At 71.6% G+C, this 16,856-nt stretch carries 10 protein-coding genes; 3 read left to right on the forward strand and 7 right to left on the reverse strand.

Annotated features, from left to right (window positions below; translation table 11 throughout):
• Positions 1-147: 147 nt before the first annotated feature.
• A complete protein-coding gene (locus M1203_RS02920) occupies positions 148-780 on the reverse strand; it encodes a histidine phosphatase family protein (protein ID WP_249947852.1) in 633 nt (210 codons plus the stop codon).
• Positions 777-2,261: an FGGY-family carbohydrate kinase gene (locus tag M1203_RS02925; RefSeq protein WP_249947928.1), complete on the reverse strand. Its 1,485-nt coding sequence runs from the start codon at positions 2,259-2,261 to the stop codon at positions 777-779. Before M1203_RS02925 ends, M1203_RS02920 begins: the two co-directional genes overlap by 4 nt.
• Before the next feature lie 310 nt (positions 2,262-2,571).
• Between M1203_RS02925 and M1203_RS02930 the strand changes: the two genes are divergently transcribed.
• The 3 genes from M1203_RS02930 (at position 2,572) to M1203_RS02940 (ending at position 5,937) form a co-directional block, all read left to right on the forward strand.
• Positions 2,572-3,357: a DeoR/GlpR family DNA-binding transcription regulator gene (locus tag M1203_RS02930; RefSeq protein WP_249947853.1), complete on the forward strand. Its 786-nt coding sequence runs from the start codon at positions 2,572-2,574 to the stop codon at positions 3,355-3,357.
• Between the two features lie 40 nt (positions 3,358-3,397).
• Complete coding sequence (locus M1203_RS02935) at positions 3,398-4,414, forward strand: 2-hydroxyacid dehydrogenase (RefSeq protein ID WP_249947854.1); 1,017 nt, start codon at positions 3,398-3,400, stop codon at positions 4,412-4,414.
• A 71-nt stretch (positions 4,415-4,485) separates the two neighbouring features.
• Positions 4,486-5,937, forward strand: a complete 1,452-nt coding sequence (locus tag M1203_RS02940) for an FGGY-family carbohydrate kinase (protein ID WP_249947855.1) — start codon at positions 4,486-4,488, stop codon at positions 5,935-5,937.
• Positions 5,938-5,973: 36 nt separating this feature from the next.
• Here M1203_RS02940 and M1203_RS02945 read toward each other — a convergent pair whose 3' ends face one another.
• The 5 genes from M1203_RS02945 to M1203_RS02965 form a co-directional block, all read right to left on the reverse strand.
• A complete protein-coding gene (locus tag M1203_RS02945; RefSeq protein ID WP_249947856.1) occupies positions 5,974-10,164 on the reverse strand; it encodes a glycosyl hydrolase in 4,191 nt (1,396 codons plus the stop codon).
• Positions 10,165-10,253: 89 nt separating this feature from the next.
• The gene (locus M1203_RS02950) at positions 10,254-11,120 is read right to left on the reverse strand and encodes a carbohydrate ABC transporter permease (RefSeq protein WP_249947857.1); all 867 of its coding nucleotides are present in this window, start codon (positions 11,118-11,120) and stop codon (positions 10,254-10,256) included.
• On the reverse strand, positions 11,117-12,112 hold the full coding sequence (locus tag M1203_RS02955; protein ID WP_249947858.1) for a carbohydrate ABC transporter permease: 996 nt from the start codon (positions 12,110-12,112) through the stop codon (positions 11,117-11,119). Before M1203_RS02955 ends, M1203_RS02950 begins: the two co-directional genes overlap by 4 nt.
• Positions 12,109-13,419, reverse strand: a complete 1,311-nt coding sequence (locus tag M1203_RS02960) for an extracellular solute-binding protein (RefSeq protein WP_249947859.1) — start codon at positions 13,417-13,419, stop codon at positions 12,109-12,111. The genes M1203_RS02955 and M1203_RS02960 overlap by 4 nt, the downstream gene beginning before the upstream one ends.
• The gene (locus tag M1203_RS02965; RefSeq protein WP_249947860.1) at positions 13,416-16,481 is read right to left on the reverse strand and encodes an alpha-L-rhamnosidase; all 3,066 of its coding nucleotides are present in this window, start codon (positions 16,479-16,481) and stop codon (positions 13,416-13,418) included. Before M1203_RS02965 ends, M1203_RS02960 begins: the two co-directional genes overlap by 4 nt.
• Positions 16,482-16,856: the final 375 nt, after the last annotated feature.

Raw genomic sequence — 16,856 nt, forward strand, 5'->3', positions numbered from 1 at the left:
CGCCACGACTCCTCGCCGATCCGCTAAGGTAAGACTTAGTTAGGTAACCCTTACCAGCTGGGCGGCCGCGGTACGCCTTCGGCAGATATCTCGATGTCGAGATAACTCTAATACATGACCGCCGCTCGGTCATGCGTGGGTGCGACGTCAGAAGGTCGGCACGTTGTACGACATGAGGGCGACCTGCCGCGGTTGCCCGGCCGGGGCCGCCGGCACCCGCAGTTCGGTGATCGCGCAGTTGCGCATCGCCGGGAACACGCGTCGGTACTCACTGCCGGGGATGCCGAGCAGTCGGCACAGGACGAGCCGGAACAGCGTGTTGTGCGCGACCGTCAGCACTCGCTCCCCCCGATGGATGTCCGCGAGTCGGAGCAGGGCCCCGGCACCGCGCGCGGCGGCGGCCGTCGGGTCCTCGCCTTCGGGCAGCGGGTGGGCGGCCGGGTCGCGCCGGAACGCCGCCACCTCGCCGGGATGGGTCGCTTCGAGTTCGGCGATGGTCCGGCCCTCGGCGATCCCGAAGTCGACTTCGAGCAGATCCGGTTCGACCACCGCCGTCAGCCCCGTCACCCGGACCGCGGGCTCCGCCGTGCGCCGGGCGCGGGAGAGGGGCGAGGTCACGATCGCGTCGAGTCCCGCGCCCGCGGCCCACACCCCGAGCGCCTCCGCCTGCACCAGGCCGCGCGGGGTCAGCTCGATGTCGCTGATGCCGGTGTAGCGGTTCTCGGCGTGCCAGACGGTCTCGCCGTGGCGGGCGAGAAAGAGGGTGGTGCTGGTCGTCATCCGTGCTCCCGTGCGTAGGTGGCGGTCTCCGAGGGCAGCCAGCCGCGCCGTTCGAGCGCGTCGACCAGGGTGACGAAGGGCCCGTCGAAGCGCCGGCCGGTCTCGGGCCGCGGTTCCAGGATCGTACGGATACGCACCATGCGCCGGGCCGCGTCGTCACCGGTCACCGCGTGGGCGGCGAGCACCGCCATGCCGAGGGCGGAGTCGGCCTGTTCGGGGAGGGCGGCGGGGCGGCCCAGGATGTCCGCGCGCAGCTGGTTCCAGTAGCCGCTGCGGGTCGCGCCGCCGGTGAAGGTGACCGGCCCCTCGATCGGGGCGCCCAGGAAACGTACATACGCCAGACAGAGCCGTTCGGCGAGCGCGACGCCCTGGAGCAGCGCCGCGTAACGGTCGGCCTCGTCGGCGGGGCGGCCGAGCGTGAAGGGCTCGGCTTCGGCGGCCAGGAACGGGAAGCGTTCGCCTCGGGAGACGAGGGGGTACGTGACGACGCCCGCCGGCTCCCGGTCCGCCGCGAGAGCGTCGAGGCGCGCGAGATCGGCGCCGGGGAACGCGTGGGTCAGGGCGCCCGCGCCGACGCTGGAGGCTCCGCCGGGGAGCCAGTGGCCGTCCGGCGAACGGTGGTTGTAGAGGACACCGGCGGGATCACGGAGCGGGGTGGCGGTGACGCCCTTGAGGACGAGCGTGGTGCCCAGGACGGTGTTCCACCGGCCCACTTCCCAGGCCCCCGAGCCGAGTTGGGCCGCGCAGCCGTCGGTCATGCCCGCGATGACCGGGGTGCCTTCGGCGAGCCCCGTGTCGGCCGCCGCCTCGGCGCACACCGTACCGAGCGGGGTGCCGGGGGCCACCACGGCGGGGAAGTCGAGCCCGGTCAGACCGAGCCGGTCGTGCACGGCGGTGGGCCAGGAGCGGGTGTGGAGGTCGTAGCCGGTCTTGAGGGCATGGCTGGAGTCGGTCGGTACGGGCCGCCCGACCAGGCGCCCGGTGATGAAGTCCGGCTGGTGGCAGACGCGGGCGCGCTTAAGGCTGCCGTGGGCGTTCCTCGCGCCCGCGCCGATCAGCCAGAGCAGTTTGGCCAGGGCCCAACTGGGCTGGATACGGAGCCCGAGCGCGTCCCACACCTCGGCACCGGTCTCCTGCGCGTGCCGCGCCTCGGCCCCGGCCCGGCCGTCGTCGTACATCAGCGCGGGGGTCAGGGGGACCCCGAGCGCGTCGGTCAGCAGGACCGTGCCCGACGTACCACACACCGCGATTCCCCGTACGCGCGCGTGTCCCCGCGCGGGCGCGGCGGAAGCGGAAGCGGACAGGGCGCTCAGTGTCCGGCGGATGGCGTCGGCGGCGCCCCGCCACCAGTCGGCGGGCAGCTGTTCATGACGGTTCCCCTCGCGGTGACCGGTGAGTGGTGCGGAGCCGCGGCCGAGTACCCGCCCGTCGTCGGTGACAGCCAGGGCGCGTACGCTCTGCGTCCCCAGGTCGACTCCCATCCACACGTCCTGGTGGCGTGTGTCCGTCAGGGGCTCGCGCACAGGCTCCCGCCTTCTCGTCGTCGTCCGGTGTTCGCACGAATGTTGATCTCACGACGCATTTCACATCGCGAGTGCGGATTCCGTCGAGGGCGTCGGCACAGCTCAGCGCCCCGGGCTCCGCGTCTCACCTGGTGGGGAAGGGGCTGACGTGGTGACGGACGGGTTGACCAGGCCATCGACCGTACGGAACACTGCCGAACGGTACCTCAACAATCTATGTTATAACCTCAGAGCTTCATGTTATTCATGAGGTGAACAGGACCGAGGAATGTCACAGGACAAGAGCCAGCGGGGCCCCATAGAGCGCCGCCGGGAGATCTCCGATCATGTACTGACCGAGGGATCGGTATCGGCGTCGGACCTGGCGGAGCGGTTCGGCGTGAGCGTGATGACGATCTACCGCGATATCGACGAGCTCGAAAGCGAGGGCGTCCTGCGGAAGTTCCGCGGAGGTGTCACCGCACAGCCCTCCGGGGTGTTCGAAAGCAATGTCGCCTACCGCAAGAAGTCCATGCGGCCGGAGAAGGAGGCGCTCGCCGCCAAGGCCGCGACACTGATCGACCCCGGTATGTCGGTGATGATCGACGACTCGACCACCGTGCTGGAACTGGCCAGGCTCCTCCCCCGTATCGAACCGCTGACCGTCGTCACCAACTTTCGGGAAGCGCTGAATCTACTGGCCGGCGAACGCGGGATCCATCTGATGGCCCTGGGCGGCGACTACGACCCCCTGCACGACTCCTTCCTCGGGGTGCCCTGTGTGGAGGCCGTCGAGGCACTGCGGGTGGACATGTGTTTCGTGTCCACCTCGTCCGTCTACGACGACTTCGCCTTCCACCAGGAGCAGCGCATCGTCGCCGTCAAGCGCGCGATGCTCAAGGCCGCGGGCCACAAGGTGCTGATGATCGATCACTCCAAACTCGGCCGCACCGCGCTGCACCGGCTGACCCCGCTGTCGACCTTCGACCTGATACTGATCGACGACCGCACCCCGCCCGAGGTGCGGCGCTCGCTCGACGAGAGCGGTGTCCACTACGAGGTCGCCGAGACCTGAGCCCTGTTCCGCCGTTCTGACCGTCAAGGAGACCTCGACGATGAGAATCCTCGCCGCCGGTGACCATTTCGTCGCCCCCGATCTGTTCACCCGGGAGCTGACGGCCGAGATCGGCACGGACCACACCATCGGCCAACTGCGCCTCCCCTGGCCCCTGACACCCTTCGGGCCGGTCTCCGAGGTCGACGAGGCGTCCGGTGACGAGGACACCCTCCTCACCGCGCTGCGCGGGGCGCGGGTGTGTGTCACCCAGATGGCTCCGGTGACCCGCAAGGTGCTGGAAGGTTCGCCCGACCTGCGGCTGGTGGTCGTCGGCAGGGGCGGCCCCGTCAACGTCAACCTCGACGCGGCGAAGGAGCACGGCGTCCAGGTGTGCAACACCCCCGGACGCAACGCGGCGGCCACCGCCGAGTACACCGTCGGGCTGCTGCTGGCCACGATGCGCCGGATCCCGGAGACCTCGGCGGCGCTCGCGGCGGGCCGCTGGGCGGGCGAGTTCTATACGTACGACAACTGCGGTCCCGGTCTGGACGGGGCGACCGTCGGGCTGATCGGCTGCGGCGCGGTCGGCAGCCGGGTGGCCCGCGCGCTCGGCGCGCTCGGCGCGCATGTCCGTCTCCACGACCCGTACGCGGACCAGGAGGCGCTGCGCGAGTGGGGCACCCCCGTCGCCGACCTGGACGAACTGCTGCGCCGCTCCGATGTCGTCTCGCTGCACGCGCGGCTCACGCCCGAGACCCGCGGGCTGCTCGGCGCCCGCGAACTCGCCCTGCTCCCCGAGGGCGCGGTCGTGGTCAACTGCGCGCGTGGCGCGCTCCTGGACGAGGACGCGCTCTGCGACGCCCTGGAGTCGGGCCGGCTCGCGGCGGCGGGGCTCGATGTGTTCGCCGTGGAGCCGCCGCCCGCGGACTCCCGGCTGCGTGCCGCTCCCCGCCTCGTCATGACGCCCCATCTGGCCGGGGCGAACATCTCGGTCGCGCACAACGCGGCGCGTATCGCCGCCGCCGAGGTGGGCCGGTTCCTGCGCGGGGAACCGCTCGCCCATCGCGTCATCTGAACGCTCGTCACGCTCGTGGCAAGTCGGGCTCGTCGCTCGTCATGCTCGCCGTACCGACCGGAGGAGACAGGGTGTTCGTCGGACTGGACATGGGAACCTCGATCGTCAAGGCCGCGGCCTTCGCCGAGGACGGCACGGCGCTGCGGGTGGAATCGAAGCCGATCTCGCTCGGCGGCCACGGTGACGGTGTCGAGCAGGACATCGAGGAAGTGGTCGCCGCCGCCACCGACGTCCTCGGCTCGGTGACCGGGGGACGCGCGCCCGCCCTGGTCGCGATCACCGGTCAGGGCGACGGCCTGTGGCTGGTCGACGCCGAGGGGCACGCCGTACGTCCCGCGCTGTCGTGGATGGACGGCAGGGCCGGCGAGCTCGTCGCCGGATGGCTGGACGACGGCACCGCGGAGAAGATGTACCGGCGTACGGGGAACGTGCTCTTCCCCGGCTCCCCGGGGCCTCTGCTGGCGTGGCTCGACCGTCACGAGCCGGCGTCCCTGGACGCGGCCACGACCGCCGCGTGCTGCAAGGACGTCGTACAGCTGCGTCTCACCGGCGAGCGCGCCACCGATCTCTCCGACGCGTCGGTCCCCTTCCTCGATCCGCGCACCCGGACCTACTCCCCCGAGGCGCTCGCGGCCCTCGGGGTGGAGCATCGCGCGGCGCTGCTGCCGCCCATCGCGGCGACCCTGCCGTACGGGGAGGCCCATGGCCGTACCCCGGGACTGTCGCGCGGCACCCCCGTCACCTCCGGTCCCTACGACCTTCCCGCGAGCGCGATCGGCGCGGGCGTGACCGAGCCCGGTGACGGGCTGCTGATCGTCGGCACGACCCTGGCGTGCCAAGTAGTGGTCGAGCGGGTCGCGTTCGACGACGACCCCGTCGGCTTCCATCTCGCGCTGGCCCGGCCCGACCGCCATATGCGGGCGCTGCCCGCGATGACCGGTACGGTCGCGCTCGACTGGGTGCTCGAACTCACCGGCACCACCCACGACCAGGTCTCCGGCATGCTGGACGCGACCCCGCGCGGCGCCCGGGGGGTCGCCGCGCTGCCCTATCTCTCCCCGTCCGGCGAACGCGCCCCGTTCGTCGACCCGACCGCGCGCGCGGAGTTCACCGGTCTCGATCTGCGGGCCTCGCGCGAGGATCTGGTACGGGGCATGTGCGAGGCGATCGCGTTCGCGGCCCGGCACTGTCTGGAGGCCGCGGGGCTCAGCGGCGAGCTGGCCGTGTGCGGCGGCGGCGCGCGCAACCTCGCCTGGCTGCGGCTGTTCGCGGATGTCCTCGGCCGCCCGCTACGGGTCGCGCGGGGGCCGGAACCGGGCGCGCGCGGCGCGGTGCTCGCCGCGGTCGACGCCCGGGGAGCCGAGCTGGGGCAGAGCCTGGACGTCGCGGCGTGGACCGCGCCGGACGCCGTGGTGGACCCGGATCCGGCGGGCGTCGCGTTCTACGAACAGGCCTACGCCGACTATCTGTTCCGGGTCGGCAGCGCGCGGACCCGGTGGCGGGGGCCGGCCGCCACCCACTGAGCGGCGCGGCCCCCGGTCGGCCGGATGGGCCGGTGATCAGCCGAGCGGGCCGGTGATCAGCCGTACGGGGCCCATCAGACCGGTGACGCGCTGCCCGGGGAAGACGAAGTGGGTCGGGCTCACGGCGTCCAGGTACGGCGCGAGCGTGCCGTAGACGGTGATCTCGACCGTACGGTCCCCGGGCCCGGCCAGTCCCGTCAGATCGAAGACGTACGGGGAGCACACCCGCACCCCGGCGGCGACACCGTCGACCCGTACCTCCGCCGTGCCCCGCACCCGCCCCAGGTCGAGGGAGACCTGCCCGGTGCCGGCGTCCGCGGGCAGGGTCATCACGCGGCTGTAGCGCACGCCGCCGCTGTACTCGGCGAGGCCGCGTGACTCCCAGTCCCCGGTGCGGATCCGCCCGGGACCGACCTCGCACCGTACGGGGCCCGCCAGCGCGGCGCCGCCCTGGTGGCCGGGTCCGGTCTCCACACGGAGGGTGGCGGTCCGTGTCCCGGAGGGGCCGTCGGCGGTCAGATCGACGGTCACGGTATGGGGGCCATCCACACCGCCGCCGGGACCGCCGCCCGAGACGACGCCGGGGCCACTGCCGGAGTCGCTGTCGGAGTCGGAGTCGCTGTCGGCGGTCGTCGTCGCGGCGCGCTCGTGACCGTCGATGAACACGGTGGTCGCGCCATAGGTGTCCACCGTCAACCGGCTTGTGCCCGGCGGGAGTTCACACCGGAACCACTCCACTCCCGGCCGTGCTCCCGGGACGGCGAAGCCGACCGGTACGACAGTGCCGTCATCGGCGTCCGGGTCCAGCCAGGCAGCGCCGGGGAGCGGATGCGGCCGACGGCGCAGATACAGCGCGGCCGGGTCCCCCACCTGTTCCCTCCGCACCACGACCGGCACCGGCTCACCGGCGCGCTCGGCCCGCCATGTGCCGTCGCTGTGCACGGTCGTCACGCACCGGCCATGGACGTCATAAAGGGCCGCGTCCACCAGAACGGCGGGGTCCTCGCCGTCGTCCGTCTCCACCGCCAGCTCATTGAGGCCGATCCGCAGGGCCGACGCGATGTCGTGCCGTCGCACGCGCGGCACGGAGTGCTCGGCGTACGGGTCGAATCCGCCCTGTATCCCGACCACCTGACCGTTGACCCGCAGCACACACCGTCCCCGGGCCGCGATCTGGACGATCGCACGGGCCGGGAGGTCCGGCACGGTCAGTGTCGTCGCCACGGAGGCCCGGCCGCCGGGCGCGAGGATCCACTCCGGGCGGCGGTAGCGCTCCGGATCGCGTACGAGCGCCATATGCGCGCGCAGGTCGAGGTCCTGATCGGGGGTCAGATCCAGTTCGAGGAGATGGCCCCCGGGCGCGAGCCGTACGGGCCCCATGGCGAGATGGCCGGCGTCGTCCAGCGCCACGGGCACGCCCCCGAGCCGTACCGTCTTCCGTGCGGCGGCCCCGACCGCCAGATGTCCCTCGAACGCTTCGTCCAGGAGCAGTTCGGTCCGTACGCGCGCCACCGTTCCGGCGGCGGTCGGGCCGATCCGTACGAACTCCTCGGGCACATGCCCCTTGGGTCCGAGGACATCACGGTGGATCGGGTCCTTGTGAACGCCCCGGGTGTCGGACCATGCGAGCGGCGAGCCACCGGCGCTCCCGCCCTCGCCGTCGCCGTCGAGGCCGTCGTCGAGGCCGTCGCCGTCGCTGTCGAGGAGGAGCGCGTGCGGGCCGAAGGTGGCGTGTGCCCGAGGCCGCGCCGGATCGCCCGCGCGGCCCCGCCGGAACGTACGGCACTCGACGACGGCGCGGCCCTCCCGGTCGTCGCCGCCCACCGGACGCTCGGGGCCGCCGTACGGGCCGGGCCGCGCGAAGTCGCCCCAGCTGTTGTCCAGGGTCGGTACCAGCGTCATGTCCCACTCGGCGTCCGGTGGGACCTCGACCGTCGTACGGGCCGGACCTTCCACGACCGGACCGTCCGCGCACCCCGGGCGCTCCGCCGCCGGCCCCGGAAAGACCAGCAGCGCCGCGGGCCCCCGGTCGAACGGCACCTCGGCCTCGACCGCCCGTTCGTCATCCTCGACGCGCCGGACCGGTACGGTACGCGGCTCTCCGCCGAAGGGATCGAGCAGTACGGCCGGCCCCTCCACATCCCTGACCCGCACGTATGCGTGACGCACATAGCGGTCGGGGTCGAAGTCGTAACGGGCGTCGATCCAGCCCTGCGCGGCGCCGCGTTCGTCGGGAGCGGCGACCGCGGCACGGGTCGCGCGCGGCGCGTCGAACGAGGCCGCGGTCAGGAACACCACCGTCGCGTCCGCCACCCGGCGCGCGAGCGCGGGTACCGACGCCCGTACGACCGGCCGCGTCCCGGTCCGCGCCCGGACCCGCCCCAGCGCCTCGCCCAGCTCGTCCGCCGTGCGGACGAGAACCGCGCGGCCATCGGCGAAGCAGGCGCGCAACTCATCCCGTACCTTGTCCGGGCCGGCGGCCCCGTCACGCCCTATGACCTCCTCGGGGAGCGCGCCGATCGCGATCAACTCCCCACCCTCCGAGGCGAATTCGATGAGCCTGCGCGCGGTGTCCTCTTCGAGCGCCGTGCACGCGGGCAGCACGAGCGTCGCGTAGCTCTCGCCCGCCACGCACAGCCGCGTACCGTCGCCCGAATCCCTGATCAGGGCGCGGGCGAGGGAGTCGTCATCGATGACATCGGCGTCGAGACCGAGCCGGTCGGTCACCCCGGGCCGGGTTCTGAACCAGGTCATGTCCCCGACGAGTTCGAGATAGACCGCCTGGGCCCGGCGCGCGTCGGCGGAGACTCCGTCGAGTGCGGCGCCGGTCTGGGCGGTGGTCGTGGGCAGCAGGATCGCGGTGTCGCACAGATGGCTGCCGAGGCTGAGGATCGCGCACAGCCGGGTGACGGCGTCGGCGAAGACGCGATGGTGCCTCCAGTAGGGCTGGCGCCAGTCGGTGCCCGGCGGCGCCCACTCCCACCAGCCGCCCTTGGTCGTGTAGTAGACGGCGTGCGGGTTGTAGAGGGTCGCGCCGGCCCGCAGCCAGGGCAGGAGCCAGTCGTAGGTCTCCTCCAGCGTGCCGCCCCAGCCGGTGGAGTGGAATGCCTCGATCCAGGTCCGGGGCCTGCCGTACAGATGGGCGAGGGAGGAGTGGATCCGGGCGTCCCCGTGGTGGTCGGAGCCGGGCGCGGAGAACCAGCGGTGGGTACGGGCGTAGTCCGCGTACAGCTCCACGCCGGCAACCGGATGTCCGGCGCGTGCCGGGTCCTGCTGGTCGCAGCCGACGACCAGCCCGTGCCGCTCGTGCCAGGCGGCGAGGGGGCGGAAGAAGGCCGCCTCGGCGAGTTCCGCCCGGGTCAGATGGTAGTCGTGGCGGATCCGGTGGACTTCGGGCCGGTGCGCGCCGTCCTCGTACAGGGCGTCCAGATGCGGTACGAGGTCGTAGCCGCGCGATCGCCGGAAGGCATCGGCGAACTCCGCGGACCAGGTGGGCAGCGCGGGCAGCTCGTCCTGGAACGACCCGACGACGACGGTCCCGAGACGGTCGCCGAGCCGTCGCTCGAACTCGCCGTGCACCCCCGCGAGCAGCGCCGCGCAGGCGTCGGCGCCGAGGTAGTCGAAGCCGAGGGCGGTGTGGTGATGAAGCGTCAGCCGCCACCGTCCGGGGCCGGGGGCCCGTACGGACACCGTTCCCCCGTCCGCGACGAGAGGCAGCGGGATCGCCGGACCGACAGGGGATCCGTCGCCGTCGACCGGCTCCGCGCGGCCCGCCAGCGGCTGCCCGCCGTCGGGACAGCGCAGCTCGCCTGGGCCGTCGACCAGGGCGCGTACGCGTGCGAGCCGACGGCCCGCGTATCCGGGCCGCTCGTCGACCAGACGCGCCTGGAGATCCGCTCCGGAGAATCCGAGCTGGTCGTAGAACCAGAGCCCGACGCCCAGTTCGCGCGCGTCGTCACAGACCCCTTCGAGCAGGGCCCACCAGCCGTCGGAGAGGAACGGTGGATCGTCGGCGTCGGAGCCGAACAGCGGCCCGGACGGCGCGAGGTTGAGCAGAACCAGATTGAACACCCCGCCCTCCGCGAAGCGTTGGAGCTGGTCGCGCAGGCGCGCGCGGTCGAGCCGTTCCCCGCTCCACCACCAGATGGCGGTGGGCGAGAACGCGCGCGGCGGTTCGGTCAGGACCTCCGCGATGCTCGTGGGGAGGGAAGGTCCTACGTGCGTCATGAACTGTTCCTAGCCTATGGAGCCTTGAGCCTATGAAGCCTTGAGCCGTTGGGGCCTTGAGTGGTTGGGGCCTTCAGCCGTTGGGGCCTTCAGCCTTTGAGTCCGCCCGCGAAGCCCTTGATCACATACCGCTGAAGCAGCAGGAAGACCACGAGGATCGGCAGGGCGGCCAGCGCCAGACCGGCGAAGACGAGGCCGTAGTCGGAGACGTACTGGCCCACGAACGAGAACACGCCCACGGGGACGGTCTCCTTGCCGGATCCGCCGAGATACAGCAGCGGGGTGAAGAAGTCGTTCCAGACGAAGACCGCGTTGAGGATGATCACGGTGCCGGTGATCGGCCGCAGCAGGGGGAAGACGATACGGGTGAACGCCTGGCGGTGGTTACAGCCGTCGATGAGCGCGGCCTGGGCGTAGTCCTGGGGCAGGGCGCGGATGAACCCCGTGTAGAGGAAGACCGTGAACGGCAGTTGGATGCCCGTGTAGAAGAGGACCATGCCGTGGTACGTACCGAGCCAGCCGAGGTCGTCGACGAGCTTGTACAGCGGGATCATGCCGAGCTGGAACGGCAGCACGATACCCAGCAGGAAGAGGATGTAGAGCCCGTAGCCGAGTCCCCGGGCGCGGCGCGCGAGGTAGTAGGCGCCGGTGGAGCCGAGGACGATCAGCAGCAGCAGACTGACGACGGTGATGATCGCGCTGTTGAGCAGGGCGGGTCCGAGGGAGGCGGAGGACCACGCGTTGCCGAAGTTGGCGAAGGTGGGTGGCGCGGGCGGTGACAAGGGCGAGTCCGCGATCTGCGCCGGATCCTTCATCGCCAGCGTGACCAGCGCGTACACCGGGAACAGGAACACCACCGCGACGGCGGCCATGACCAGTTCCAGGGCGTAACCGCCGTACCGGGGGCGGCGCCTGCCGGGTGCGCTGCGGGCGGTCGTGGCGGTGGTGGTGCTCACGCGGTGACCTCCCGGGCGCGCAGATAACGGAGTTGGACGAGGGAGACGGCGGCGACGAACAGAGCGAGGACGAGCGCGACGGCGGTGCTGTAGCCGAACTTCCCGAAGACGAAGGCCTCTTTGTACAGCACGGTCGAGAGCGTCTCGCTCGATGTGCCGGGGCCGCCGTTGGTGGCCGCGTAGACCTGGTCGAAGAGCTTGAGGCCGCCGATGGTCGACAGCATGAGGTTGATGGTCAGTGCCGGGGCCAGCAGCGGCCAGGTGACATAACGGAAGCGCTGCCAGGTGCCCGCGCCGTCGATACGGGCGGCCTCGTGGAGTTCGGCGGGTACGCCCTGGAGGCCGGCGAGGAAGATGACCATCGAGTATCCGGCGTACTGCCAGACGACCATGGCGGCGACGGACCAGAGCGCGAGCGAGGGGTTGCCGAGCCAGTCCTGCCGCAGTCCGCCGAGGCCGAGAGCGCCGAGGATCGCGTTGAGCCCCGCGCCGTTGTCCGGGTTGTAGACGTACTTCCACAGGAAGGCGACCATGACGGGGCTGACGACGGCGGGCGCGAAGAAGATCACCCGTAGCAGCGACCGGGATCTGATGTTGGCGTTCACGCCGAGCGCGAGCAGCAGCCCGATGCCGTTCTGGACGATGACCACCGCGAGCGTGAGCAGCAGGGTGTTGCTGACGGACTCCAGGGCGCGGTCGTCGTCCAGCAGGGTACGGAAGTTGTCCAGGCCGACGAAGGCGAAGTCGCCGACGCCGGACCAGTCGGTGAAGGCGTACACCACCCCGGCGAGGCTCGGATAGAGGACGACGACGGCGTACACGAGGAGCGCGGGGACGACGAAGGCCCAGGGCGGGAGGGTGGCGTCGCGAGGGCGCCGGGTCCGTCCCGCCGGAGCGGGCGCGCCGCCCTTCGCGGGCGCCGCGCCGGCCACCACGCCGGATCGCTCATGGTCGGAGGCATCGGAAGCAGCCGTGTCCGGCAGGGAGTTCACGAGGCCTTCCCGTACGCCTGGTCCATCTTCCCCAGCGCGCCCGCGACATCCGTCTTCCCCGCGAGCAGTTCCTGCACGGCGGCGAAGTGGGCGGGCTGGACCTCGGCGTTGGGCCAGCTCTGGTCCATGAAGGGGACGGCGCGGTTGGCGTCGATGATGGGCAGGAAGTCGGCGAGGGCGGGATCGATCTTGGTGGTGGCGTCGCGGGTGAAGGGGATCGCCGAGACGGCCGTCGCCCAGCGGTTGATGTTCTGTTGCTGTCCCAGGAATTCGATGAACGCCTTCGCCTCGGCCGGGTTCTTGGCGTGCGCGGCGACGCCGAGGCCGACGACGATGCCCGCCGGAATCCATGGCTCGGCGGCGTTGTCACCGCCGGGGAAGGGGAACATGCCCAGGTCGTCGGGGGTGGAGGTGGCCTGCCGGAAGTTGGCGAGTACGGCCGAGACCTGGACGGCCATGGCGGCCTTCCCGCTCGCGACCAGCGAGGTCTGCTGCTCGTAGGTGGTGCCGTTGGGGTTGTCGTTGAAGAAGCCCTTGCGCTGGAGCTCCTGGTACTTGCCCATGGCGTCGGCCCAGCCGGAGCCGACGAACTTCGCGCGGCCGGCGGCCATGTCGGCGTCGAAGCCCGGGGTCTTGGCGTAGACGGCGTTGGGGACCAGCGCGTAGCTGATCAGCTGGGTGACCCAGGGGGTCTGGGCGCCGAGCGCGATGGGCACTATGCCCTTGGCCTTGAGCCTGGCGCAGACATCGAGCAGTTCGCTCCATGTCCTGGGCGGCTGGACGCCCGCCGTGGCGAAGGCCTTCTTGTTGTAGATGGCGCCGATGACACTGCTGCCCGCGGAGTACAGATAGGTCTTGCCGTCGTGGCGGTAGGCGGGGTCGAAGTTCTTGGGGATGCGCCGGGTCCACCGCTGTTCGCCGAGGTCGGTGAGGAGTCCGGCCTTGGCCAGCTCGACCATGGACATCGCGCTGCCACTGCCGGGGAACAGCACATGCACATCGGGGGCGTTGCCGCCGGCGAGCTGGGTGCGTACGACCGTCTGCACCTGGTCGGTGGGGGCGAAGGACGTGGAGAAGGCGGCATCGGGGTGGCTCTCGCGGTAGAGCGCGAGCAGTTCCTCGATGGGCTTCTGCTGGTCGGCGACGCCGACGACACGTACCTTGCCCGAGCCGCCGGAGCCGGAGCACGCGGTGAGCAGCGGGGGAAGCGCGGCCAGGGCCGCGACTGCGCCGCCGGCGCGCAGGAACCCCCGCCGGCCGACCGTGCCCGGGACAGACTCCGACAGGCTGCGGGAACCGGTGGTCATGGTGTGTCCTCCTCGTGGGATCCGGCGAGCGACGCCGCCGGGCTTGGAGCACGTCGGGGCGCGGGGCTCGCGACGGGCGCCGTCGGGTACCCGCCCGTGGGACGCGAGGGGTACGGGGGACGCGAGGGGTACGACGCGGTGAAGCGGTAGACGCCCGAGCCGACGCGGTAGACCGAGTGGCCGGTGCCGGTGCCGGTGTCGGTGCCTGTGTGGGTGTCGGTGTGGGCGACGGGGGCGGTCGCGAGGAGCGTCAGGTGCTCGCCGTCCACCGGTACCGCGCCCGACTCGCGGACCGAGTCGTGGTCGTCGGTGGGCACATGCACCTCGGCGCTCGCGCCCGGTGGCACCTGGACGCGCAGGCCGATGGTGCGGTCGTGGCGTTCCCAGCGCACCGTGACGGTGCCCCGGGCCGATTCGTAACCCGCGCTCGCGTGGCTGAGTTCGCCGGGCCGGGGCCGGATCAGCAGCCGCCGGTATCCGGTGGAGTCCGGGCGCTGGTCGAGTCCGGCGACGCCCCGGTAGAGCCATTCGCCGATCGAGCCGAGCGCGTAGTGGTTGAAGGAGTTCATCGAGGGGGCGCGGAACCCCGTACCGGGTGTCCAGCCGTCCCAGCGTTCCCAGATGGTGGTGGCGCCGTGGCGCAGCGGGAACAGCCAGGACGGCACCTCGGTACGGCGCAGCAGCGCGTGCGCCAGGTCCGCGCGGCCGTACGCGTCCAGCACGGGCGCGGCGAGCGCGACACCGAGGAAGCCGGTCTGGAGGGCGGGTCCTGCCGTCTCGATGAGTTCGGCGAGCCGCCGGGCGGCGGGGCCGGTGGCGTCCTCGGGCAGCAGGCCGAAGGCGAGGGCGACGAGATAGCCGGTCTGGGTGTCGCCGGCGATCCGTACGGTGGGCTCGCCTGCCGCGTCCTTGTCGGTCGTCACGAACTGTTCATTGAAGGCGGTACGGATGTCGGCGGCCAGCCGGTGACAGTCCCGCGCCGCATCCGGGAGCGCCAGCACCTCGGCGGTGCTCGCCGTCAGGGTCGTGCTGTGCGCGAAGTAGGCGGTGGCGATGACCTCGCGCGGGGTCGGGACCCCGGGGGCGAGCCAGTCGGAGAAGTGCGGACCGACATGGCGGCGCCAGATCAGGTCGGGGTTGTGACGGTGGATCAGATCGACCCAGGCGCGCATGGCGGGCAGCGCGCGGGCCAGGAAGCGCGGGTCGTCGTAGGTGCGGTACAGATGCCAGGGGATGAGCACACCCGCGTCGCCCCAGCCGGGGGCGCCCTCGTCGGCGACGCCGATGAGACGCGGCGCGACATTGGTGAACCCGCCCTCGGGGGTACGGGCGTCCTCGATGTCGCGGAGCCACTTGGTGAAGAACGCGGCGACATCGGCGTTGAGCGCGGCGGTCGGCAGGAAGACCTGCGCGTCGGCGAGCCAGCCGAGCCGTTCGTCGCGCTGCGGGCAGTCCGTGGGCACACTGACGAAGTTCGAGCGCTGTCCCCAGACCACACAGTCGTGGAGCCGGCGGATCTCGGGGTCGGAGCAGTCGAACGCGCCGGACCATGGTGTGTCGCTGTGCAGCGCCACGGCGACGACATCGGAGTCGTACAGCCGCGGGATTCCGCTGATCTCCACGAAACGGAACCCGTGGTACGTGAAGCGCGGCTCGAAGACGACATGTTCACGGCCGTCACCGATCAGTACGTCGGTGGCGGCGGCGGTGCGCAGGTTCGCGGTGTAGAGGCGGCCCGTCTCGTCCAGCGCCTCGGCATGGCGTACGACCACCCGCGCGCCGGCGGCGAGTCCGGCGACGCGGAGCCGCACCCGGCCGGCGAGGTTCTGGCCGAAGTCGACGATATGGGTGTCGTGTCCGGCGTCGCCCCGCTCCCCGTCGCCCCGCTCCCCTTCGCCCCGTTCTCCTTCGCCCCGTTCTCCTTCGCCCTCCTGGCGGGGGACGCGGGTGATCGAGCGGGGGCGCAAGGCGGTCGTGGCACGTACCGGTTCGTCGACGGACGCCACGAGCAGACGATGGTCGGTGTCCGTGATCAGCGCCGGTGACCACTCCGTGTCGTCGAAGCCGGGCAGTTCCCAGCCGTCTGCGGCGTGCCGCAGATCATGGCACTCCCCCATGAGCAGATCGGCGTGCCGGATCGCGCCGGTGTGGGTACGCCAGGTGTCGTCGGTGACGACCGTGGTGGTACGGCCGTCGGCGTCCTCGATATGAAGCTCCGCCAGGAACTGCGGGAACGCGCCGTAGTGGGCGCCGGCCCTGCGGGGCTCGAAGCCGACGAAACCGCTCCACCAGCCGTCGGCGACGGTCGCGGCGAGGACGTTCTCGCCGTCGCGGACCAGTTCGGTCACGTCGTACGTCTGGTACTGCACGCGACGGGTGTAGTCGGTCCAGCCGGGCGCGAGTTCCGCGTCGCCGACCCGGGTGCCGTTGAGGCGGACCTCGTACAGACCGCGCGCGCTGACATAGAGCCGGGCGCGGACGGCCTCGGGGCCGGTGAAGACGCGCCGGAGCAAGGGGCAGGGGGCGAGACCGTGGTCGTCCAGGGCGCGTTCGCCCTCGGTCGGCGCGTCCATGACCGGGATCGGGCGGGGATCGTGGCCGATCCACGAGGCACGCCACTCGTCCGTGCCATGGAACGCGGTCTCGAACCAGGATGTCGCCTCGACGGCGGCGGCCGAACCGGTCCTGGCCTCCGTCCCGTTGGGGTCGGGACTGTTGGGATCGGGACCGTTGGGGCCGGGCCGCTCGGCCGGGGGTTCGGGCCGCTCGGCCGGCCAGACGGCGACCCGCCAGTGGTAGCGCGTACGGGACTTCAGCGCGGGTCCCGCGTAGACGGCGCCGATCGCGTCGGGGTCCTCGATCCGGCCGGTGTCCCAGAGGGGTTGGCCTCCCTCGTCCAAGTCCTCGGCCCGGTCGGCGACCCGCACGCGGTACGCGAGGGGCGCGTCGCCCCGGTGCGCGGACGCGAGCCGCCAGGAGAGCAGGGGCGCGGCCTCGTCGATGCCCAGCGGGGTGGCGCGGTGGTCGCATCGCAGGGCGTAGGGCCGCAGGGACACGAGCACGTCCTTCCTTCGCGCCGGGAGCGGCGCGTCAGCGTCGACTGTTCGTCAGTTCGTCCGCTCGTCGTCACTTGCACGGCGTGAAGACGACCATCTTCGAATGTGAAATCTAACGTGAATTCTGTGGCGTGGAGACTATGAGCCCCCCACGAGAGGTGTCAAGAGTGTTACCGGGGTGCGCGTTGGCCATCTCATGCCGCGATCGATCTTCGCTGAGGAGCCGCTTACAGTCGCCTACGACAAGCGTTGTAGCCCCCACAGCGGGTGCTCTTGTACCCCGTGATTCTCATGTGATATTCACCGTGTGATTACAACACGAACGGACGTTAAATCAAGCGCCGATACCCCTTCGAGTACCTCGGCTCGGGCGGGATCCCG

Origin of the sequence: Streptomyces sp. 35G-GA-8, assembly GCF_023534745.1 — a bacterium.
Taxonomy (GTDB): domain Bacteria; phylum Actinomycetota; class Actinomycetes; order Streptomycetales; family Streptomycetaceae; genus Streptomyces.